The sequence below is a fragment of the Gardnerella sp. DNF00354 genome, from assembly GCF_049262755.1.
Lineage (GTDB): Bacteria > Actinomycetota > Actinomycetes > Actinomycetales > Bifidobacteriaceae > Bifidobacterium > Bifidobacterium vaginale.
This window is the reverse complement of sequence record NZ_CP058402.1, coordinates 522,522-544,191: the sequence shown is the minus strand read 5'-3', so window position 1 is coordinate 544,191 and position 21,670 is coordinate 522,522. Positions and strand designations below refer to the sequence as shown.

At 40.4% G+C, this 21,670-nt stretch carries 23 protein-coding genes; 5 read left to right on the top strand and 18 right to left on the bottom strand.

Annotation, left to right across the window (positions count from 1 at the left end; genetic code table 11):
• Nucleotides 1-178: 178 nt before the first annotated feature.
• Complete coding sequence (locus HXT24_RS02160; RefSeq protein WP_422119534.1) at nt 179-1,411, bottom strand: histidine kinase; 1,233 nt, start codon at nt 1,409-1,411, stop codon at nt 179-181.
• Nucleotides 1,405-2,145 (bottom strand): response regulator transcription factor, encoded by a 741-nt coding sequence (locus tag HXT24_RS02155; protein ID WP_422114038.1) that lies wholly within the window; start codon nt 2,143-2,145, stop codon nt 1,405-1,407. Before HXT24_RS02155 ends, HXT24_RS02160 begins: the two co-directional genes overlap by 7 nt.
• Before the next feature lie 193 nt (nt 2,146-2,338).
• Between HXT24_RS02155 and HXT24_RS02150 the strand changes: the two genes are divergently transcribed.
• Nucleotides 2,339-2,842 carry a hypothetical protein gene (locus tag HXT24_RS02150; RefSeq protein WP_410312655.1) on the top strand — a complete coding sequence of 168 codons (504 nt, stop codon included), beginning with the start codon at nt 2,339-2,341 and terminating at the stop codon, nt 2,840-2,842.
• Between the two features lie 26 nt (nt 2,843-2,868).
• On the opposite strand, the gene HXT24_RS02145 is transcribed toward HXT24_RS02150, so the two are convergent.
• The gene (locus tag HXT24_RS02145; RefSeq protein WP_004131572.1) at nt 2,869-3,216 is read right to left on the bottom strand and encodes a hypothetical protein; all 348 of its coding nucleotides are present in this window, start codon (nt 3,214-3,216) and stop codon (nt 2,869-2,871) included.
• Between the two features lie 259 nt (nt 3,217-3,475).
• On the opposite strand from HXT24_RS02145, the gene HXT24_RS02140 reads away from it, so the two are divergent.
• The gene (locus HXT24_RS02140; protein ID WP_165847558.1) at nt 3,476-3,712 is read left to right on the top strand and encodes a hypothetical protein; all 237 of its coding nucleotides are present in this window, start codon (nt 3,476-3,478) and stop codon (nt 3,710-3,712) included.
• Between the two features lie 12 nt (nt 3,713-3,724).
• On the opposite strand, the gene HXT24_RS02135 is transcribed toward HXT24_RS02140, so the two are convergent.
• The 11 genes from HXT24_RS02135 to HXT24_RS02085 form a co-directional block, all read right to left on the bottom strand.
• Nucleotides 3,725-4,348 carry an FMN-binding protein gene (locus tag HXT24_RS02135; protein ID WP_422114037.1) on the bottom strand — a complete coding sequence of 208 codons (624 nt, stop codon included), beginning with the start codon at nt 4,346-4,348 and terminating at the stop codon, nt 3,725-3,727.
• 40 nt (nt 4,349-4,388) lie between these two features.
• Nucleotides 4,389-5,234: an ABC transporter ATP-binding protein gene (locus HXT24_RS02130; RefSeq protein ID WP_419397469.1), complete on the bottom strand. Its 846-nt coding sequence runs from the start codon at nt 5,232-5,234 to the stop codon at nt 4,389-4,391.
• 75 nt (nt 5,235-5,309) lie between these two features.
• The gene (locus HXT24_RS02125) at nt 5,310-6,587 is read right to left on the bottom strand and encodes an ABC transporter permease (RefSeq protein WP_422114036.1); all 1,278 of its coding nucleotides are present in this window, start codon (nt 6,585-6,587) and stop codon (nt 5,310-5,312) included.
• Entirely contained in the window at nt 6,577-7,938 is a 1,362-nt protein-coding gene (locus tag HXT24_RS02120) for an ABC transporter permease (RefSeq protein ID WP_422114035.1), read from the bottom strand. Before HXT24_RS02120 ends, HXT24_RS02125 begins: the two co-directional genes overlap by 11 nt.
• A 12-nt stretch (nt 7,939-7,950) precedes the next feature.
• Complete coding sequence (locus HXT24_RS02115) at nt 7,951-9,222, bottom strand: Fe-S-containing protein (protein WP_422114034.1); 1,272 nt, start codon at nt 9,220-9,222, stop codon at nt 7,951-7,953.
• A gap of 110 nt (nt 9,223-9,332) precedes the next feature.
• Nucleotides 9,333-9,965: an iron transporter gene (locus tag HXT24_RS02110; protein ID WP_116692348.1), complete on the bottom strand. Its 633-nt coding sequence runs from the start codon at nt 9,963-9,965 to the stop codon at nt 9,333-9,335.
• Nucleotides 9,966-10,037: 72 nt separating this feature from the next.
• Nucleotides 10,038-11,774, bottom strand: a complete 1,737-nt coding sequence (locus HXT24_RS02105; RefSeq protein WP_422119533.1) for an FTR1 family iron permease — start codon at nt 11,772-11,774, stop codon at nt 10,038-10,040.
• Nucleotides 11,775-12,020: 246 nt separating this feature from the next.
• Nucleotides 12,021-12,248 (bottom strand): hypothetical protein, encoded by a 228-nt coding sequence (locus HXT24_RS02100; RefSeq protein WP_422119532.1) that lies wholly within the window; start codon nt 12,246-12,248, stop codon nt 12,021-12,023.
• Between the two features lie 297 nt (nt 12,249-12,545).
• Nucleotides 12,546-13,310 (bottom strand): ABC transporter permease, encoded by a 765-nt coding sequence (locus tag HXT24_RS02095; protein ID WP_422119531.1) that lies wholly within the window; start codon nt 13,308-13,310, stop codon nt 12,546-12,548.
• 13 nt (nt 13,311-13,323) lie between these two features.
• Nucleotides 13,324-14,049 carry an ABC transporter permease gene (locus tag HXT24_RS02090; protein WP_422119530.1) on the bottom strand — a complete coding sequence of 242 codons (726 nt, stop codon included), beginning with the start codon at nt 14,047-14,049 and terminating at the stop codon, nt 13,324-13,326.
• Complete coding sequence (locus HXT24_RS02085) at nt 14,046-14,810, bottom strand: ABC transporter ATP-binding protein (protein WP_422119529.1); 765 nt, start codon at nt 14,808-14,810, stop codon at nt 14,046-14,048. The genes HXT24_RS02090 and HXT24_RS02085 overlap by 4 nt, the downstream gene beginning before the upstream one ends.
• Nucleotides 14,811-14,949: 139 nt before the next feature.
• Between HXT24_RS02085 and HXT24_RS02080 the strand changes: the two genes are divergently transcribed.
• Nucleotides 14,950-15,651, top strand: a complete 702-nt coding sequence (locus HXT24_RS02080; protein ID WP_032837054.1) for a response regulator transcription factor — start codon at nt 14,950-14,952, stop codon at nt 15,649-15,651.
• A gap of 6 nt (nt 15,652-15,657) precedes the next feature.
• Entirely contained in the window at nt 15,658-17,067 is a 1,410-nt protein-coding gene (locus HXT24_RS02075; protein WP_422119528.1) for a sensor histidine kinase, read from the top strand.
• A gap of 307 nt (nt 17,068-17,374) precedes the next feature.
• Here HXT24_RS02075 and HXT24_RS02070 read toward each other — a convergent pair whose 3' ends face one another.
• The 4 genes from HXT24_RS02070 to HXT24_RS02055 all read right to left on the bottom strand — a co-directional run bounded on the left by HXT24_RS02070 (nt 17,375) and on the right by HXT24_RS02055 (nt 19,992).
• Nucleotides 17,375-18,418, bottom strand: coding sequence for an FAD:protein FMN transferase (locus HXT24_RS02070; RefSeq protein ID WP_422119598.1), 1,044 nt, complete (start codon nt 18,416-18,418; stop codon nt 17,375-17,377).
• Between the two features lie 314 nt (nt 18,419-18,732).
• Nucleotides 18,733-18,933 carry a hypothetical protein gene (locus HXT24_RS02065; protein ID WP_285067733.1) on the bottom strand — a complete coding sequence of 67 codons (201 nt, stop codon included), beginning with the start codon at nt 18,931-18,933 and terminating at the stop codon, nt 18,733-18,735.
• A 133-nt stretch (nt 18,934-19,066) separates the two neighbouring features.
• Nucleotides 19,067-19,786: a Fic/DOC family protein gene (locus HXT24_RS02060; RefSeq protein ID WP_020761765.1), complete on the bottom strand. Its 720-nt coding sequence runs from the start codon at nt 19,784-19,786 to the stop codon at nt 19,067-19,069.
• Between the two features lie 20 nt (nt 19,787-19,806).
• Complete coding sequence (locus tag HXT24_RS02055; RefSeq protein WP_246906082.1) at nt 19,807-19,992, bottom strand: antitoxin VbhA family protein; 186 nt, start codon at nt 19,990-19,992, stop codon at nt 19,807-19,809.
• A 377-nt stretch (nt 19,993-20,369) separates the two neighbouring features.
• Between HXT24_RS02055 and HXT24_RS02050 the strand changes: the two genes are divergently transcribed.
• Nucleotides 20,370-21,653 (top strand): ATP-binding protein, encoded by a 1,284-nt coding sequence (locus HXT24_RS02050; RefSeq protein ID WP_020761766.1) that lies wholly within the window; start codon nt 20,370-20,372, stop codon nt 21,651-21,653.
• Nucleotides 21,654-21,670 lie beyond the last annotated feature (17 nt).

Below are 21,670 nucleotides of genomic sequence, written 5' to 3'. Positions count from 1 at the left end.
TAGAAAACTTTTAAAAAAAAACTTTTACTATTAGCAGTTTGTATGTTTCCAACAATCAATATTTAAGAATATTTCCGTTTTGGAATTATTTTTAAATAGAGGCGTACTTATGGAGTTATCGTGGCAGATTCTGTTAGATTTGCAGTTTTTGCCACGATAACGCATGATTTGAGTGATGTTAGTTTAGCGGAATAACAACATTGACCAGCCAAGTATCATCATCTTTTTGCGCGTTTAAAGATCCGCCTAAGCGTTCCACAGATTTTTTATGAAACAGTAGCCCTTTGCCAAAAACAAGCCTTTCGCCAAACTTGTTCAACATTGAAATCGAATTCATGCACATTATTTTGCATTCGCGCTCATCAACCATAACATTCATAGAAAAATCAACGCTAGTATTGCAATGCTTACGAATATTAGTAAGCAACTCGCTGCACATGCGAATAGCACATTGAGCCTTTTCAGTACTAATAGTTGCAGATGCAGTAAAATCACCACTCCCCGAACTTTTATCAAGCACTGTTAGAGAGCCATAGTACCCAAGCTGCTCACAAATCTTACGTTCAGCCTGTAAGCGCGCGCGAATATTGCATAGAAAATCAGCCAAAGTCATGCAATTATTACCATTAGAACCATAAATAAACTGCGTGCCAGCAATACTAGCAATATTTGAATCTAAAGAATCATCATACTTATGCTCAGCTTGCTCAAGTAGATTAATAACAAGTCGCGTTTTAGAAAGCGCATTACGAGAATGCTCAACAATCTGCTCTAGCGACTCTTTTGTATGATCACTTTTCTCGGCATACAAAGCATCAGTCGCAAGCAATGTAATATCCGTAATCTCATTGTTCACATCGTCGTGCAATTGCAACGCAACAGACGCAATATAAGACTGGAACTCACTGCGTACAATATCCATTTTTGCGCGATTATTTTCTTCCAACATGTTCAAATACTTGCGCAAAACGTAACCGCAAATCATGGAAATAAGAATAAAACAAGGAAAAGTAAGCGGAATGTACGCCATTTTTGCAAAGTACATAATATTCAGCGAAACTATGTACGCACAAAGCAAATACTTCCACGAATCGTAAAAGCCTGCAACAAACATGCTAGCGATCAATGAAAAAAGAAAGCAAGTTGCATTTACGCCTGGTACTGCTAACGTTACGCAATACAAAATCGGAGTTACGAGGGATATTTGACGTGAAAAAGCAATCAAAAGAAATATTGCAAACATCCAAACGTATTGGCACACAGATTGCTGCGGGTTATGCCACAAACCAGCTGTATTGCAAGATTGCACATCCATTGACACTACAAGAATCGCCAATATTATGAATAAAGTTCGCTGAATTTTCCAGCTTCTAACCAACTCAATAACGCGCGAAAATGTTTTCATTAACATGCGCTATCCGTTTCTTGCAAAAAATTCTGATGATTCTGCGGCGAATCATTAAAATATTGCATATTGCTATTTTGCTCACGATTTTGCATTGCAGCAAATGCGGATATTGCTTGCACTCGGTTAGAAACATGCAATTTTTTGTAAATTCTATGAATATGCGTGTTAATAGTGTTTGGCATAAGACCAAGTTGAGCCGCAATCTGATTCGTTGTGTAGCCTTTAGCGAGCAGATCCATAATTTTTAGTTCTTGAGGCGGCAAAACGCTACGCAATCTTGATTTAGAAAGCCTAATAAAAGATTCTTGCGGTGTAGCAAAATCGTAAGCAACGTCTTTAACACAACGGCAGCCATACACCTGCTGATTATTACAATATTGCAAAGCTTCTGCTAGACCTTTGAAATTGTCTTTAGCAACCATCGCTTGCCCGCCAACTTGCGAAACCATCGAAGCGTAGGATCTACAATCGTAAGAAGTCATGCCAATTAAAATAATGCTGTTGTTTTTCTCGCGAATTGCGCGTATTACGTCTACTCCAGACATGTCTTTCATTGACATATCTATCAGAATATAATCTGGAGTAGTTTTTGCTACTTGGCAATATTTCAAAGCTTGCACGCCTGATTTTACGCACCATTTGCACGCGTACTCGCTTGGCAAAAGCTTGCTGAGCACGTTTCGCATAACCGCTAAAACTAATGGGTCGTTATCTACTATTGCATACGTTTTTTGCATAATGGCTTTCTTGCAATCTTATGCTACTTTTCTTATATTCTACTTTATAAGCATGCGCAAAGTAGAGCAAATCGTGTAGTAATAAATGATTACAAGTAATGCATGTAAATCAAATGTGATTATAATAAGTAACAATATGTGACTTTTGGTTGCGTTGAAAATTCATTTTCAATAATGATTGCAGCAGGATTATATGACAAAACGACTAGTAGTATTGCACTCCGCAGAAGTAGCTGCGATGGCGTTCGCCTCAGCAGCTGCTTTTATGCGTAGCTTTGACCTTTTCGCTTTGTGGCTTGTTCTAGGACTTCTTTCTGTTGCAATGTATTCTTGTGCATATTTTTTCTTGCTCAACAGCGTTATTAAAGCAAAAAATGCGTATATAGAAAATAATATATCTAAGTTTAGCGGCGCGGGCGCTAACAGCATAAGTAGTGATGTTGAGAATACAGAGAACAACAAAGATTACATAATTACTCTTGAGCGAGAGCGCAAAAAAGTCGAATCACAAAATAAGCAAATAATCAACAATTACTCAAATAATTTAATAAATATTATTTCATGCTTTATTTGTGGGCTTATTCACGTTCCTTGGATTTATTACTACGGAATTGCAAATGGCGTTTTAACATTGGTGATTTTGTGGCGAGTAATAAAGCGCCCACAAGGTCACCCTATTGATGAAAGCGATTTTTAAAGATTTAAGACTTTAAGGATTTAAGCTTATTGCTGATCTTCCATTGAAAGATTTAATCCTTTTGCAGCATTGCGAAAATATTCTATGTGATCGCCATAACCGTCTGCAATAATAGCATCCTCTTTTACAACAAAAGAGCCATTTTCTAGCACAATATATTTTGTAAAGAATTCTTCTAATTGCTTAGCTAATTCATCAATTTCATCTTGTGAAAGCTCTTCGCTACTATTTTCCGCAAAGTTATCTTCCTGCTTTTGAATTTGATTAATGCTATTTTCACTAACATTTCCTATTTTGTTTACGTTATCTTCCGGCTGCCAAGAGTTTATGCCAAAATCACTCATGCTTACACTACCCATATTTGCGCTACTCATGTTTGTATCTCCTTGTATTTGTAACATATTCACAACTTATATTCGCAACACATATTTTCAATATATTTGTGCGTTGCTTTAAGTCTAATTACAAACATTTTCCGCGCAATATTGAGTACTGAGTTTTGAGTACATCGTATTGCTCGAGGGATTGCAACATTTATACTAGAAATACAAAACGCATACGAACGATAAGCAATGTACATGAATTAGCTATAATGCTCACAAACAAAACAGCAAATTGGAAGGGAAACAACTCATGAGCAAGGACTATATAAAACTTATTAAAGAAACGCTTATTTGGATTCTTAAGTGGGCAATATTTACAGTAGTCGAATTCCTTATTTTGTGCGTTGCGCTTATATCTTGTAATCATGATTTTGTACAGTTCATGCACGAATACAGTAATGCTATTATTCCATTTATGGCATCACTCGGAGTCATGATGGCAACAATGATTCGCAACGAAGGCACTATTTTTGAAGTCAAAGATTAAGGTAGTTCAAGATTATTTTGCGGATTGAATTGAAGCCTCTTGGCGAGCAACGTCAAGCGCTTTGTTGAAGGCATCACTAGTCCAACTTGCTCCAGCAACAACCGAAATATGCAAATCTTTTAACGGTTTTCCAACGATTTTTCCTGGAATAGCCTCACTGAAAGCGCTCATGTGTTTTTTGGAGATTGGCGTAAACGGATGAGACGTTATTTGCACACTGCTAATATTTCCATTTGCAACGCTTAAATTCACGTCAATGCTATCTTCTGCAACTGGCCCATACTTAGCTTTGATTTTGTAATCGCCATCTTTGTAATTGCCAGTGTCTGTTTTAGGCGAATTTTGCTGATTTTGCTGATTTTGTGAATCCTCACTTTGTGCAGAAGCGTGCGATTGTTGAGCGCCAGAATCGTAAGACTTCGAAGCATTGCCACTATCGTTTTCGCTTTGACCAGAGTTTCCTGCAAACTCATCATTCATTGGAACAGCGCTCGGCTCACCGCAAGATGCAAGAAAAGCACTTGAGCTAGCCAAAACCGCAATCGCAGCAACCGTTTTTGCAATTTTTTTAGACTTCAAATCATCACGCAAATTGTTGCAGTGTGAAACATTGTGAAACATATTGTCTAAAATCATAAGTCATCGCCTTTAAATCTTAAATTAAAACTATACGCAACTAATCATTTAAATTCGCTAATTTAGGCGACTTAGTAGGCTCATGATTTTGCAAAGATTGCGCAACGCTTTCATCAACATGTGCACTCGTAAACGCAGGCTTGCCACCAATCGCCTCGTACTCTTTGCGCGCAACCTCATTATTCCAACGCTCCCCAACAAGCACACCGTGGTTGAGCATAATTTCACGATCCGCGCATTGAGCAACCAAAGAATCGTGCGTTACAACAATAATCGTAGTGCCCTGGGAATGAAGCTGCTTAAACAAGTCGAGTACAATCTGCTCATTCTTTTCGTCCAAATTACCAGTCGGCTCGTCCGCAAGAAGTAACTTCGGGCAGTTAATAAGAGCACGCGCAACGCACACGCGCTGCTGCTCACCGCCAGAAAGCTGGCTTGGTAAATGATGCGCACGGTCCTTTAATCCCACGCGTTCCAAGGCTTCCATTGCTTGCGATTCATCTACAACTGAATGATAGTATTGCGCAACCATCACGTTTTCTACGGCTGTTAAATGTGGCACAAGATAAAACTTTTGAAACACAAGACCGATTACGTTTTTGCGAACGTCTGCAAGCTGGCCCGCGTTCAAATCCTCGAGTTTGCGGCCTTGCAAAGCAACAGAGCCTTTAGACGGCGAATCCATGCACCCAATAATGTTCATTAGCGTAGTTTTGCCAGAGCCGCTCGAGCCAACAATCGAAAGCCACTCGCCTTGCGGCACAGTAAGCGACAAATCGTCAACAGCGCGAAGAGAGCCGTAAATCTTGGAAACGTGGTCCAAAGTCAACAGCATTTCTGGCTTGGAATCTGTATTTTCCTGCCTATTTTCTACATTCTCTGCCATATTAAATCCTTAACTAAAATCCTTAACTAAACACTCTAAAAACATTCTAAAATCATTCTAAAATCACTATAAAAGCTATTCTTCTCGAAGCACAATCGCAGGGTCGATTTTTGAAGCGCGCAAAACAGGCGGCAAAGCAGCAACGCAAGACGCTGCAACGCTAAACACAATAGAAAACGCCACCAGCCACCAATTCACGCTCAAATCTCGCGCAAACACCATTGACGCAAGCAATCGCGCAAATCCATACCCTACCGCCGTACCAGCGATTCCACCAATAAAGCCATAAAGCCCAGATTCTGCAGTGAACTCAATGCCAATGCTTTTAGCGCTCGCACCCAAAGCTTTGCGCAAGCCAATCTCGTTTCGGCGCTGCTGCACAATCGAAGAAATCGTAGTGCTTACGCCAACCATCATCAACGCAAGAACAACCAGCGAAACAATCCAAAATAGGCTGCGAAGCATAGCAATAATGCCAGTATCTGCCGCTGTAACTTTAGTAACTTGTTGCGCACGAACACGCATAGAAGTCATATCGTTAATGCTGCGCACAACAGCATCTACGTTCGGCGCAGAAGACGAGTAAGCAATCACGTCCGCACCGCGCTTAACGCCTGTAAGCACACGCAAATCCGCGTTAGTTGCGTAAAGCATGGAATCTTCGGCGTCTCCTGTATCTAAAATGCCGCAAACGCGGAAAGTTGTGCCGTGAGTATCCATAATATCTGTGGAAACTCTGCCTTCAACAAGCTTTTTTGAGGAAGATTTATCTGTTTGATTACCTTCTTGATTACCTTGCGATTTTTGCGCGGGCTTGTGCGAATCTGGGGAATTATCGCCAGCGCGATACGCGATTGCAATGCGCGAACCAATCTTCAAGCCCATAGCCGAAGCAACATCTCGCCCAACCATAATGTTGCCGCTGCTAGGCCAAGCGCCGTCCACGTTCCAATGCTTATTAAGCGACTTAACAGCGGAAACATCCACTCCAGCAAGCACGTACGGAGCCGCATTAATGCGCACATTTTCGTAACGGTAGGTAGCATATCGCATAGCACCTTTTGCAAGAACCATGTCGTTAGTGTGCAAAACCATTGCGCGATCAATGCCATTTTTCCACTCGCCTGCAAGCGGTGTCACAATAATATTCGCTCCGTACGTGCGCATTTCGTCACTCATTTGTTGAGGAACAACAATGCAGATTGCAGCCAAGCAAAATAGCGTAGCGGCACCAACAAGAGTGGCAACTACTGCCATAAGCGCACGCGACTTTCGGCGAAAAACCGCGCCAAAAAGCATAGTTGCAAACATTGCGCTATTAGAAGTCATACCCGAACCAGATTTAACGCCCATGAAGCACCTCCGCAGGACGCACATGCAAAATAGAGCGAATAGAAGAGCCAGCGGCAGCAAGAACAGTAATCGCAAGAAGCACAAACACCAGCACAAACACCATTGGTCGAAGCGAAATCGCAGAACCAAACACGCTAAATCCAATCACTTGCGCAACGCCAAAGCCTGCAATCATGCCAATAATCGCACCAACGCACGCAATAACCGCTGTTTCCATAAGCATTAGCCGAGCAACAGCGCCATCGCGCGCACCCAGCGCCTTGAGCAGCGCAAGCTCCCCCGAGCGCTCCGAAATCGCAGCCGCCATAAGATTTGCAACCGCAACAGCTGCCGCAACCAAGCTAAGCGCCGTCATAAGCACCATCACAGCGCGCGTCTTGTTAAGCACGCTACCTTGCATAGCCGAAACTTGCCGTACTTGCTTTGCAACAGCTCCTGGAATCACTTCTTCAATTTGGTAAGTAATCGAGCTAGGGTAAGCTGTGCAATACCAAGTCTCCCACTCTTCTTGGCTAAGAGCCGCTGGATTCTTCGCCGCTTTACGCGCTAAATCGTTTTCTGGCGTAGTCAATGCTTTAACTTCAATCGCCTCAACCATATTTGGCTTGTTTGCAAGACGCTGTGCCTGGCTGGAATCCGCGTAAATCGCGTTGTTATCGCTATCTCCAGAATCGTAGATGCCAACAATTTTAAGTGAGATTTGCCTGCTAGAACGATCTAGTTTTATTCGCTGACCAACTTTTAGATTATGACTTTTAGCAAGATTTGTGCCAACAGCGGCCTCGTGCTTAAAATCGCGCGGGAATCTGCCTTCAAGCATCTTCCACCAAGACCTCATTCCTTGCACACCAACAACTGTTGTCTCTCCAGAAGCGAGCGCAAGCTTGCGATTAAACCACGTGCCAACAATCGGGACTACTGAATTAGCAGAATTAGCAGATTCAGCAGAAGAATTTGCTTTAAGATTTGCGTAAATCGTTAGTTTTGGTGCAAAATTCGTTATGTTAAACGCCCAAAAAATCATTTTGATTTTTGCAGCATCTGATTCCTTCAAAAAAGCGGTAGATTCTTGACTTTCAGCATCCGCCAAAGTTTGCAAAGTTTGCGAATTACTATAGCCTGACTTTGTGCGAGACGCATACAAGTCGTTCACAACAGCATTCGACTTAGGCTGAACAATAATATTGGATCCGTAAGAGCTAAGCTCCGCGTTAATTTTGTCTCCAACATCGTAAACAACACTAAGCATTGCAACGCTTACACACGCACTCAAGCACACAACAATCGCTATAAGAACTCGCTTTTTAATCTGCCTTGCAAGAGATCGCGCAACCATTCGAATCATAAACATTTGCAAGCACTCCTACTTAAAGTGCGAGCTAAGCACGTCTAAATCGGCTGTGTGAATGGTAATTTTTCCGCCACCAGCCTTGTATGGGAATGGAATCGGGTTGCATCCGCCCTTAAAACCAATAGTCGCCAAATTTATTGCAACATCGCATTTTCGGCATATTATCTTGCCGTCTTTTTCGTAGTAGCCTGCGTCTCCGCAATTTTCGCAAGCGTCCAAGCCCACGCCATACGCTCCACCATTTTTCTTGATTATTATAAAGCGCATAACAGTGCCATCTTTAGCTTTGTATTGGAATCGATGCAAGTGACCATCGCTAATTTGCACAAAGTTGATTGTTGCTACGCCATCATGCAACTCGTACGGTTCTGGCGGCGTAAGCGTTGGCTTAATATTCATAACAGATACGCCAACTGTAAGCGTAAGTATTACTACGATTGCAGCCATTAGCGCTGCGAGCGCGGACCTTCTAGACTTGCGCTTAAACGCTCGCTTTGCGCGGATTTGTGCAGAATTTTCTCCAACTACAGGCGTCTTAAAACCAATTACAAGAGAGGCGAATGCAGGAATCAAAAACACGCAAATTTGCGCCATAATCATAAGCGGAGCGTTGTTTATAAGCCAAACAAGAATGCTAAACGAAAAATCGTCTATATACAGCAAAATACTTCCTTGCATAATTTGCAGCAGGGATGTTAAATGCTGAATTAGTAAGATTATTAAGCTTAGAATAATTGCGATTCTAAAGGCGCCAATACTCGCGGTTGTGCGCAAAGATCGCACCATAAGACTTATGCAAATCGCAGCAGCCGCGCCAAGAATAAACCCTAGCGCGCGAAGAAGCATATCGGAAGTAAACGGAGGCGTGCTGGAGTCAACGAAAATCGTAAGCTGCAAAATCACGTCTGGAAGCGCGTAAAACACTGTAAACGCTAGGCAAAGCGCGCCAATTGCATTACTTATGTGCAAAGGCAGCGGATTTTTGCGCCATTTTGCAACCGTTTTGCCAGATGCGCCAACACAAGCGATTGTGGCAACGTCTAGCGGAACTGCAATGCAGAGCGCTGGAAGATTCACAAAATTGCGCTGATTAATCACCACGCTTGCGCGCAAAAATGCAAAAACAAGCGCCGCAACTGTTCCAAAAATCAAGCCGAAAAGTCGCCAGCGAGAGCTGATTGGCTTATCTCGCCCCTCGCCAACGCTTAGCGTGGCGCTTAATCCCATTGTAACCAGCGCAAGAGGGAGCAGCCCTGGAAGTACTGTAACGAACAGCCTGAGCATGTCTCCCTCCTTTGCTGTTTACATGATTTTTTGTTTTTTATTTATGCATTATTTATGCATTATGCATTATTTATTTGTTGTTTTTATTCGCAAAAACTACCACTGCAAAACTACCACTGACGTGGAGTGTACTTCCAATCGTCAAATGTAGCGGTAATTGGCTCAGTCCAGAATCGGCCAGTCACGCCCGTAGCAGGATCTACGTGAAGCATCCAACCCTTCTTTTCTGGCGATTCAACAGAAAGCACTAACTTGTAGTTTCCAGCCTTATCGAGCTTAACATTTGCGCCGTAGTGTGGGCCGTCGGAAGCGTTCATTTGCATAAACGTTCCCTTTACAACGGCTTCACCACTCGACTTATCAATAATTTGATAATTCACAGTCAAATCTGGAATAAACTCGCCCTTGCCGTAGCCAAGCTTTGTACCTTCCTTGTTTGCGTGAATATCTGCCTCAAGGTGGAAGCTTGCCTCGCTTGCCTTTAAGCCCATGCCTGCTGGAACCATGTCAACTGGCTGGAAGTACACGGCGCCAATCGTAAGCGGGCCAATGTTCTGGTCTTGGTTAGGTCCAACTGGAACCTCTTCAAAGCCCTTGTCTCCGCCCTTATCGTCGGCCTTCTGCTCAGATGCTTGTGGCTTTGCAGCAGATTTTGCCGCGTTTCCGTTTGCACCGCAACCAGTGAGTGTTAGCATTCCTGCCAGCGCTAAGGCTGCAATTGCCATCATCTTTTTGTTCTTCATATCTAACCTTTTCTGTTAGTTAATTATTTGTTTATTATTGCTTGATTTTTAGTTTTGATTTTTAGTTTTGACTTATCCGCGAACGGTTGCTTGCGACTTGTGTGTGCGCAAAATAGACACGCATAGCAGTGCAATAACCACGATTGCAGCTACGACTTGCGCCGAAATCGTTTCAACGTACGGATAGAATCCAAGCCAATCGTTAGTTGGCAAGCCTTGAATATAAACTCCAGCGAGCGCATCACCCTCTATGAGCGCGTGCACACCTCCGCCAGCAAAAATCACCACTAGGATACACATTAGAGCGCTGGTTCCTGTAAAGAATGGGCGAATTGGTATGCGAACGGATGCGAAGCGAATTAGCAGGAAGATTACAACCAAAACAGCGGCTGCGGATACAAATCCGCCCCAGATCATGGAGTCTGCTCCACTTGATACGGCAAAAATCGCCTGGTAGAAGATTACAGTTTCTGCACCTTCGCGAAACACTGCTAAGAAGCTTAGCAGCGCTAGAGAAATCAGGCTTCCTTTAGAAACTGCTGCCGTCGTTTGGTTGCGAATATACTCGTTCCAAGCTTGCACAGAAGATCTTGAAATCATCCAATTGCTTGTGTACAGCAGCATAAGCATTGCAAACAGAGCTACAACACCTTCAGTGATTTCTTGCTGCGGACCAGAACCGTTAAACAACAATCCAAATAGCGCAGCAACAATGAGCGAAGCTATGATTCCTGCAACAAGCCCCATGTAAATGTACTTAACCATGCTCTTGTGCCCAGATTTAATCAAATACGCGATTATTGCAGCCACAACCAGCAGCGCTTCCAACCCTTCGCGCAACAAGATTATAAAAGCCTGACCAAAGGAGCTTGTTATAAATTGCATAAACGGATTGGAGTTAGATGCCGCTCCGCCGTCTAGTTTTGCCGCATCTTCAATAAGCATTGACTTAAGATCGGTCACGAACTTTTTTGTTTGCTCAAATGTTTTGCCATTGTTCATAGCCTGCCTGCACTCTTTGAACTGGTATTCAACAGTGCTTACTCGGCTGCCGCTTATTGCGTTCATAACGTTCTTCTCAAAACCGAGCTTTTCGTAATATTGGTAGTAGGCTTCGTTGACTAAATCAACAGCTTTGGCAACTTCTTGCTTGTTTCCTTTTGCTGCTTTATATGTTGATGCAGATTTGTCGAGTATAACATTCATTTCTCGCGCAACTTGGCTCCAAGTTCTGCCATTTCGCCCGAGATTTTTCTTTTTTGCTGCATCGAGCTTTTTACGCTCTTTTGCGATTTGCGCGCGCAACTTGGCTGCGTAAACATTCGGCTTATCTAGCTGAGTGTTTGCATCGAGTTGAGAAGCGGTTTGCGCAATATCTCTTTCCAGAGTAGATGCCACTTCACTAATCTGTGCGCTTTGATTTTGTTGATATACCAAAGTTTGCAGTTGCTGGAACTGGTCACTTTGCGACTGCACCTTATCTTGACCAATTGTGTCTCGAACAACGGTTATGAAGTTTGATGCTACGTATACCGAGTTGTATGCAGCTTGGAATCTGGTTGCAGCGCCTGCCATGTTTGCACTATTGTATTCGTCTTTACCTTGTTCTATTTGGCTTGTAACTGCTGAAGAAACTTCTGACCAACTGTTGTAAGTTTTGTCAGCGTCAGTTGCGTAGGCTATGGTTGGCTCGCCAACTAATCCTACTAATCCGACTACTCCCATTGCACAACTTATTAAAATGCATATTGATAACAAAAATGCCGATGCGCTCGCAACTTTCTGGCGCGCTTTTGCACACTCGCGCATAATGTCTCCATATCTCCTTTGGCTCTATCCCCCCATTGAGCGCACACAATTTTTCTATTTTCGTTTAGTTTTAATCGTTCAAATTTTTTGGCGGCTTTTGCACGGTTTGTATTTCCGTTTTTATTCTGTTTAAAGTCGCTTCGCAAGTAACCCCATGAACATAATATCGATATATCAAGTAGATTGATATAGTTAGACGCAAAAAACACGCAAATATTACAAAAATGATATTGATAATGATAATTATCAATCTTTTTGCGAATCGTATTGAGAAAAGCCAATAAGCCCAACAAACTCATTAAACATGTTTCTCATACTTTCTACAATGCGACTTTTCTTTTCAGCGCGCGCAATCGCCGCAGCGCCATTGCTATAATCCGCAAGCTCTCGAAGCTCTTTTTCGTTAAGCTGCGCAATAAACCCTTCAATAAGCTTCTTTTTACTACGCAACTGCGGACTAGCGTCAATCGCCACCCTAATAGAAGCAAGAACATTTTTATCTCTGATTTATGTTGGCGTTTGTTGTGCGTGTGGGGGTTTTGAGTGTTGAATGTGTTGCTTTCGGTTTTGTTTGCTACTAGGGGCATTCAAAACCGAAAGCTTTTTTGTTTGTTTTTGTTCTATTTGTTTCCATACTGCGTTTTGAGCTTTTTGAACGTTTTACGCGTTTTGTGTATAGCTAAAACCTTATATGCGATTTTGCAAGTCACATCTGCATTTGTTATTTCGTTTCATTTGTTATCTCACTGCATTGTTATTTAGTACCCCTTGTTATCTCATCTCTTTTTTGCCAAATTGTGTTATTGCAATCAAAAATACAAACACAGATATTGCAATTGCACATGGCAAAAATGGTATAAGATTAAATCCGTTTCCTAATCCTGTTGATGTAACTGCATGTAGAGAGCGGGAAACCATATATCCGCTGTAACAATAAGGATAAACTATCCAAAGTGGAGTATTTGCTATTAATACGCCAGGAATTACAAGAAGTATATTTAATCCAACGGATAACATTGACTTTTCAAAAAGCACAGTAATCGCCCACATGACTATTACGCTTGGAATCATAGTCAAAAACAGATCTAAACACCATTTTAGTAGATAAATAATTGGGAGCGTTTCTGTAACTCCTGTGCTACTGGTTGCAAACAATCCTGCTATAACGAATACAGCAAAAAATACGACCATTTCCATAAGCAAATAAAATAGCAGTACGCAAAATTTTGCAGCAGAAATCGCGTATCTGCTAACAGGCAGTGCCAGCATTTTTAGTATTCCGTTATTGCTTGTTTCTCGTCCTGCAATCATCACGCAAATAACAATCATACTAAGCGGAAGCAGATAATATGAGTAGACTAATGCGCTTTGAATAAACATAGCAGCCCATGCGTGTGTATATTCTGGAGTGAAGTAGCTATGAAGGCTTGCTACACCAGATCCAACCACAAGTAATGGCGCAATAAAAATCAAAGGAATAATTTTACTACGCTTTACTTTCTTAAATTCGATTCTAAAAAGTTCAAAAAATCTCATTTTCATAATTTCCTTATTCATAGTGCAGGTTCTTAGCCGCCCACAATCCAGAACATAAAAACAGAAGTGTTTCAACTATGGATACGATTACGACCGTAGTATTAGGTTGCGCGCTCATGGCAACTGCTGGTTTTAACATAACGATAAAAGGTGATGCCATAAAAAGCACAATGTCTGAAGAAGCCAATGCCATGCCGTTTAAAAATCCTGCTACACCAATTCCAAGCGTTACCCACATGTTTTCAAATCGTGATGATACAAAAATCATAAAGGACAATACAGGCATTGACGTAATAAATGAATATGCAGCAAAAGATATAAGAGTACTTACATTAAACGTGCCTTGTGGCAAATCTGTTACACCGATTTTTGCAAGTGCTAAATTTTGTATGCAAATAGCGATTAGTAATAGAACAGTCAGCAGCATAAATTTGCATAGGTACATAGCAGGAACACTCATAGGCAGCATATGCATCTTTTTTACTGCATTTCCCTTAAATTCCATGTTGTAGATAATGCATGCGGCGACTATTATGCCGAACATGTTTAACACTATAATCATGCCGTAAAGCTGTGTAAGAAGAATATCCATAGGAGCTAAAGGCAGATTTAATAATGTATTTTTTCGTACAATAAAATTCACAAAAGCGTACGCTGCTCCCATAACGCCAATAGCAATCATAAGAGCTATAAAACCAGTTCTCTTGCATTTTTTTAGTTCGATTACAAGCGTTTTCATAGTCTTGCACTCTGCTTCCTGATCTTATTGTCTTCATCAATCATGGATAGGAACATATCTTCCAAATTGTCGGAAGCAAAACCAGATCGTAATGCATGCTGTCGTAGTTCATCTAAACTACCTTCAAATAACAAGTGTCCGTGATTAAGTATTCCAATATCATCTGCAATAAGCTCAATTTCGGATAGCATATGAGAAGAAATAAGAATCGTGCAATCGTAAAGATCTGGCAGCGACTTAATCAGATTTCGGATTTCGTGTATGCCAGATGGATCGAGTCCATTTGTTGGCTCATCTAAAATCAAAATAGGTGGCCTACCAAGCAATGCTCCAGCAAGACCAAGCCTTTGCTTCATGCCAAGCGAATATTTTTTTGCAAGACGGTCTCCAAACTCAGAAAGACCCACTAATTCTAATGCGTCATCAACTGCACTCTTAGGTAGTTCTAAAATGCGACGTATAATGTCAAGATTTTCTCTACCTGTTAGATTTGCATAGAAAGATGGTGATTCAATAAACGAGCCTATTTCTTTCAAAATAGGTATGCGGTCGGCAGGAAACTGCTTTCCGTCGATTGTAAATACACCTTTTGTCGGAGCCGTAAGCCCTAGGAGCATTTTCATTGTTGTAGATTTTCCAGCTCCATTTGGCCCAAGAAAGCCGTAAATGCTACCTTTGCGAATATGAAGTGAAACATCATTAACAGCAATAAATGACTTATATTTTTTTGTTAAATGTTCTGTTGTAACAATATTGTTCATGGCAATATCTCCTTTCAGGATTTATGATATTGCGTCAACCTTTCTACAACATTCTCTTCACCTTACATCTACCTTACATTTTTATGCGAGGTCAAAAAATGAATATTCACATGGCATAATATATGTTAGGGGGTTCTCCATGAATCTGAATGATTATTTATTGAACAAGCATCTGTTGCTTGTTGACGATGAGCAGGAACTTCTAGATATGGTTGTGTCCATATTAAACGAATACGGTTTTTATAATATAACGACTGCAAAAAGTATAAAAGATGCAGTAGAGGCAACACAAAAATTACGTCCAGAATTAGCAATCCTTGATGTTATGCTCCCCGACGGTAATGGGTTTGAGCTAATGAAGCAGATAAAACAATATAGTGATTGTCCTATTTTATTCCTTACTGCTTGCGGTGAAGATGAAGATAAGTTTAAAGGATTTGACTTAGGAGCAGACGATTATATTGTAAAGCCGTTTCTTCCAAAAGAGCTAACGTTTCGCATTATGGCAATTTTAAGACGAAGCTACAAGAGCGAAAATCCCATTGTTAAACTGAAAAATAGTCAGATTGATTTTTCCTCTGCCCAAGTAATAAAAAATAACGAACATATTCAACTCACAGCCAAAGAATATGATTTACTTTCTGCACTTTATAGAAATGCTGGATGCATTGTAACAATTGACGCGTTATGTGAAGCTACATGGGGAGCTAATCCTTTTGGATATGAAAATTCTTTAATGGCACATATACGTCGTATCAGAGAAAAAATAGAACTCAATCCATCGCAGCCTGTTTCTTTAATAACAGTTAAAGGCTTAGGATATAAGCTGATTGTGGAGTAAAGCAGAATGAAAAGCATACCAAAACTAATACAACGCTTCATAAGTATTTTTCTACTAAGCTCTGTGCTTATAGTATTAATGAATATTATTGCGTTTATTGTACTTATAGGAACTTACGCACCCGATAAAGAGATGTCTCCTTATAGCATAGCCAAAGAGACGGGAGAAGCATTACAATTATCCGCAAGTGGGGATTATGCATTATCAAAAAATATGTCTTCCAAATTGACAAATTCTGGCGCATGGGCAATTTTGATTGATAATAATACGTTGAAAGTCGTATGGAAAACAGAAAATGTCCCTGCAGGTATTCCAAACAACTATACTTTGTCTGATATAGCTAATTTGAGCGTTGGTTACATTGATGGTTATCCAACTTACACTGGCAAAAATAAGGATGGAGTTGTTGTAGTCGGATTTCCGCACAACAGCTTTTGGAAACATACGCGACCAAGTTGGAACTACAGTTTAATCTCAAATTTTCCGCAGATTGTTTTAAGCGTATTATTTATCAACATTTTGCTGATTCTTGGAATTTATTTAATAGCTAATATAAAACTACTAAAATCAATTAATCCGATTACAAAAGGGATACAACGTTTATCTAGTGGAGAAAGCGTGCATATTCCAGAAACAGGAGCGCTTTCAGAAATTTCATCTAATATAAATTCTGCTTCCGATATTTTGCAAATACAAAAAGAACAATTGAGGAAAAGAGAGACTGCAAGAGCGAATTGGATAGCTGGGGTTTCGCATGATATTCGTACGCCGTTATCTATGGTTATGGGATATGCGGGACAGTTAGAAAATTCTCTCCATATTTTGGAAGAAGATCGTAAAAAAGCAACGATGATTATTAAGCAAAGTGTCAGAATGAAAAATTTGATTAATGACCTTAATCTGGCTTCAAAACTTGAATACAATATGCAACCAATTATGAAAAAAGAAGAAAATGTTGTTGCTGTTGTTAGGCAAGTTGTTGTGGATTTTATGAATATGGGTATGCAAGATGAGTTTTCGATTAAATGGGAAACGGACGCAGAATTGACTGTTTACAATATTAATGTAGACAAAGATTTATTAAAACGAGCAATATCTAATCTTATTCAGAACAGCATATCTCATAATGAAAATGGGTGTACGATTTATGTATCCGTTGCTGCAAATAATAATAATTGTATTATTTGTGTTGAAGATAACGGTATAGGTGTTTCAGATGAAAAAATCGAAAAGCTTAATCATGCACCGCACTATATGATTTGCGATACAAGTACTGCAGAGCAACGGCATGGTTTGGGTTTGCTGATTGTTCAGCAGATTATTGGCGCTCATAATGGAACAGTTGATATAAGTAGAAGCAAATACGGTGGGTTTAAGGTTGAGTTAACAGTGCCAAGTAAAAAATGTAGGTCATAGGTCTTTTGGACTATAACCCAAATATACAGTATTTATTAGTTGTCTTTTTTGTACACTACCAGAAATAATTAAGCCGCTATCTCTAAGATGTTGCATTAAAGAATCAACTGTTTTATAAGACATTACACACAATCTCCTTCTATGCAATTTTTTACTTTACAGTAAAATTTATTTTACAATTTTACTATGCACGTTTGAAAGTGGAAGCTGATCGCAACGCTACCGCATTGCTTGCGTCTAGCTTCGATTTCTGCAGGCAAGATAGCTCACATAGTCATTATTGGGCATTAGTCCGCATTAGTCATCATTATTCAGCAAAAAAGTGCGCTGGGAATGCACGCGTTTTGCGAAGCGTTTTATTAGGCAGCATTACAGCAAACTCAGCACTGGTGGTTTGCACGATTTTTTGCAAATCGCTTTCTTGCGATACAAACAATGCAGTTGCGAGCGCATCGGCATAAGCTGTTGGAAAATCGCAAGTTTTGCTAGGCACATACGCCCAGCTTGCGCATAAATCGCAAGCAGGAATGCCATCAAGCGCATTAATCAAGTGAGTCGCAATTAAATTAGATTCAAAGCCACTTGCATCTTTGCCTAAATAACTTGCGTCTTTTACTTTCCAACGCCTTCTTGCGCTAGACGACGCACACAACGCTCCGCTTGCGATTGATGCCACTGCAACTGCTTGAGTTGTGTCAAACGGATTTTCCAGAGCAACTTTTATTTGATTATTCTCTTCGCTAAAACAAGCGCGCATATCTCCGCCAGCGTTAACCAAAAAATCAAAATCCGCAGGCGAATCGCTATTCGAAGGCGAATCTCCACTAAGCTCCTCTTTAATAATCTGCGTTACAAGATCTACAAAATAACCTTTACCCGCTGCACCAAAATCAAGCTGCACTGGCTGATTCGTGTGAAGCGTTACGCTGCCGCAATCTCGCGAAATATTCCCCCACGTAACTGGCAAAGCGCGGCGATAATTAGCCCAACTGTCACTATCATCACTCGCGCTAGCTGCCGACTCTGGAACGAATTGCACAGAATTGTTGTAGCCAAGTGCAAGCAAATCCGCGCCAACACACGCATCAAAAGCTCCGCGAGTGGCAGCGTAAAACTCGCTATAAAGCGTAAAAAGTGGCCCAGCCCATTCTGGAAACTCAAAATCGCCGCCATCAGCCGCACAAGCCATGCGCGAAACAAGCGAATCTGCACGAAAGCGCGAGAGAGTGTGCTCATACTCTTCAACAAAAGCGCGAATCCGCTTCTGCACGCGCTGTGGAAGCGGCTTGCTGCTAGAGATAATAATCCCCGTTCCAAGCGCGCGCTCAAACGCAACAACGTTCCTAAACATCATTTGACTCACTCCCAACATCAAACACTCTATCAATCATCAAAAACCACAACAATATCCCCCAAAAGCCACAAAATAGCAAAATGTCGTCATAGTTTACAGAAAGCCATGTTCTATACCTACATTTTGGCAAAATGAAGGCATAGCGTACAAAAAATACTCATCTATACCGACATTTTGGCAAAAACGCACTATAGAAATATCGGTAGCGTCGGCGACATCAACATCACGCCACTCGTTTCGGCGTAGCACGATTTACGCACTTTAATACCTACTTACATAACACCTAATTAAAAAGAAACCAATCAGCAACGCTACTTAAGCAACCAATCAACAATGTTTTCAGCGCGAATGCCGTCGTAATCGTCATCTAGAGCCTTACTCAAAGTTATAACCAGCTTATCGTAATTATTACGAATCTTACGAAGTGGCTTCAACTCGCGCTCGCGCACAGACTCATCCATCATGCTTTCAGTTACTTTAATATAAAGCTTTTCGGAAGCAGAAGTCGACAAAATCCACTTTTTACAAGTTTAAGTCATACATAACCTAAACTTTTATTTTTCCTAAGTTTAGGTTATCGATAACTCAAACTTTGGATTTTTAGAAGTTTAGATTACACACTATAGCAATATGCAAGCGCTACATTCAAGCTATGCCGTAACGCGTTTTATATGCCACGTAATCCTTATCTTGCAAGATACTAGCCACATTCGGCGCGTATTCGTATTCTTCTTCAACAAGATGAGCAAACTGCTGCTGAGCTAAAAGCTCAACATTCAATGGCTTTGTAATAATGCGAAACATGTCTTCAAGAAGCTTAGTATCGTTAGCATCTTTAGCCCGAATCGAAGCCTTGTCGTTAACGCGCTGAGTTATTAATCCCCAATCAAAATGGTACCCAGCATCTCGCGCAACAATATCCCAAAAAACGCGCTGCGTTCTACCATTGCCCTCACGAAATGGGTGCAAAACATTAAAATTATTGTAATTTACGCTTAGCTTACTAATAAACTCATCAATAGATAAACCTTGCAATAAATTATCATTTTTAAGCGTTTGCTCACAGTAGCGAATACCAACACCCATGTATTCAAGCGGATGAAACGGCTCGCCACCACCTTTAGTCATGTCTATAGTGCGAATCTGACCAGCCCAATCGTAAACATCTTGAAAAAGATAATGATGAATCCACTGCAATTGCTTAACAGTTCCTTCTGCATGCGGCAAGTTTTCGTACAAAATAGAGCATCTTGTAAGAACAGCATCGTTCTCATATTTATCTAATTCAATCTGATTATCTATATTAGATTTGTTCTTTAATACCCTTGTGTGAGGAATAAGATATGGGTCAAAAACTGTTTCCACGTCGCACACAACCCAATAACTTAATCCGTTACGCTATATCTAGAACGCATTCTAGCAACAAATTCGTCACTGGTTATAAAACCTTTAGCATATTGATTTGCGTCATAAAGAAACTCTTTTGAAGGAGAATTGCCTTCAAGTCTGCCTGAAGCTATTGCAAGACCCAAATTTTCTTGACGTTTACGTTGCGTTTCTTTATCAATCATTTCTACTTCCTACCAGCACCCTCTCTCAAATCAAAAACAACTACGCACTATTTTACTATTCGCAATGCATTTATGTGCAATAAACAGAACGCAATCGAAAAACGCATTAAACAGAATACAAAAGGGCCTTCGAGTGTTAACGCAAACAGAAGTCGCAACAAAATCCACTTTTTACAAGTTTAAGTCATTCATAACCTAAACTTTGGATTTTACACAATACGGTTCACTTTCAAAATTTAAAAAATATTACAGTTTTGAAAGTGAAAATGATATAATACTTTCAAAAGTAAAATAAAATTAAAGTTTTGAAAGTAGAAATACGTGTTTGCTTTCAAAAGTGAAAAATACTACGATTTTGAATACAAAAGGTGATTGCAATGAAACTCATTGAGAGAACAGATTACTTAAATCGCCTAAAGCGACTTAAAGGCACTCCAGATATAAAAATCATTACTGGCATTCGACGCAGTGGAAAATCGGAGTTGTTGCGAGCTTATAGCAAATATTTAGAAAACACTTATAGCAATCAAAATAGCAAACTTTACGCATCAGCCAAACACGCACAGCAGCCAAACAAGCTACAACAGCAAAACAACTCAAACAATCAAGAACTTAACATAATCAGCATTGACTTCAATAACCTAAATTATGAAAATTTGAAAAATTACAAAAGCCTTTTTGCATACGTTGAAAGCCGTTACATACCCGAGGCGTACAACGTTCTTATGATTGACGAAGTGCAATTATGCCCAAAATTTGAGCTTGCGATTAACAGCCTTCACAATAGCAATAAATACGATATTTACTTAACGGGATCTAATGCATTCTTGCTTAGCTCGGATCTTGCAACACTGTTTAGCGGAAGATTCATTGAAATACCAGTATTCCCGTTTAGTTTTGCAGAATATTGCGAATACTTTGAAGTAAAAAACAACTTTAACAATGCATTGCAAAAGTATTTACAACACGGCGGACTTGCAGGATCATACGTTTACGCTAACCAAGACGATGCGCAAGCGTACATAAAAAACGTGTATACAACTCTTGTTAAACGCGATTTAGTAGACAAATACGCAATATCGGAAGTGTCACTTCTTGACTCAATATGCGAATTTCTAATGGATAATATTGCAAATCTAACAACCGCAAACAATGTAAGCTCAATACTTAAGAAGAATCATATTGAAACAACGCACATAACAGTTGGCAATTATCTAAAATATTTATGCAATGCATTCATGTTTTATAAAGTAAAACGTTACGATATTCGCGGTAAAAAATATTTAGAAACAAACGAAAAATACTATTTAGCAGACACCGCGCTACGCTACGCAATTCTAGGAACACGCAACATGGATTACGGTAGAGCGTACGAGAATATTGTGGCACTTGAGCTTATGCGAAGAGGATACGCGATTTATGTTGGTAAACTTTACCAAAAAGAAGTAGATTTTGTGGCAATAAAAGCGAGCGAAAAGTTTTATATTCAAGTTTCAGACAACATTAGTGACAATGCAACGTTAGAGCGCGAACTTTCGCCACTAAAAGCAATAAAAGATGCTTACACTAAAATCCTACTTGCAAACACTCGCCATGATTCCTACGACATTGAAGGAATACGCGTAATAGACATAGCACAATGGCTACTTAACGCAAACTAAGTTAAATAGCAGAACGC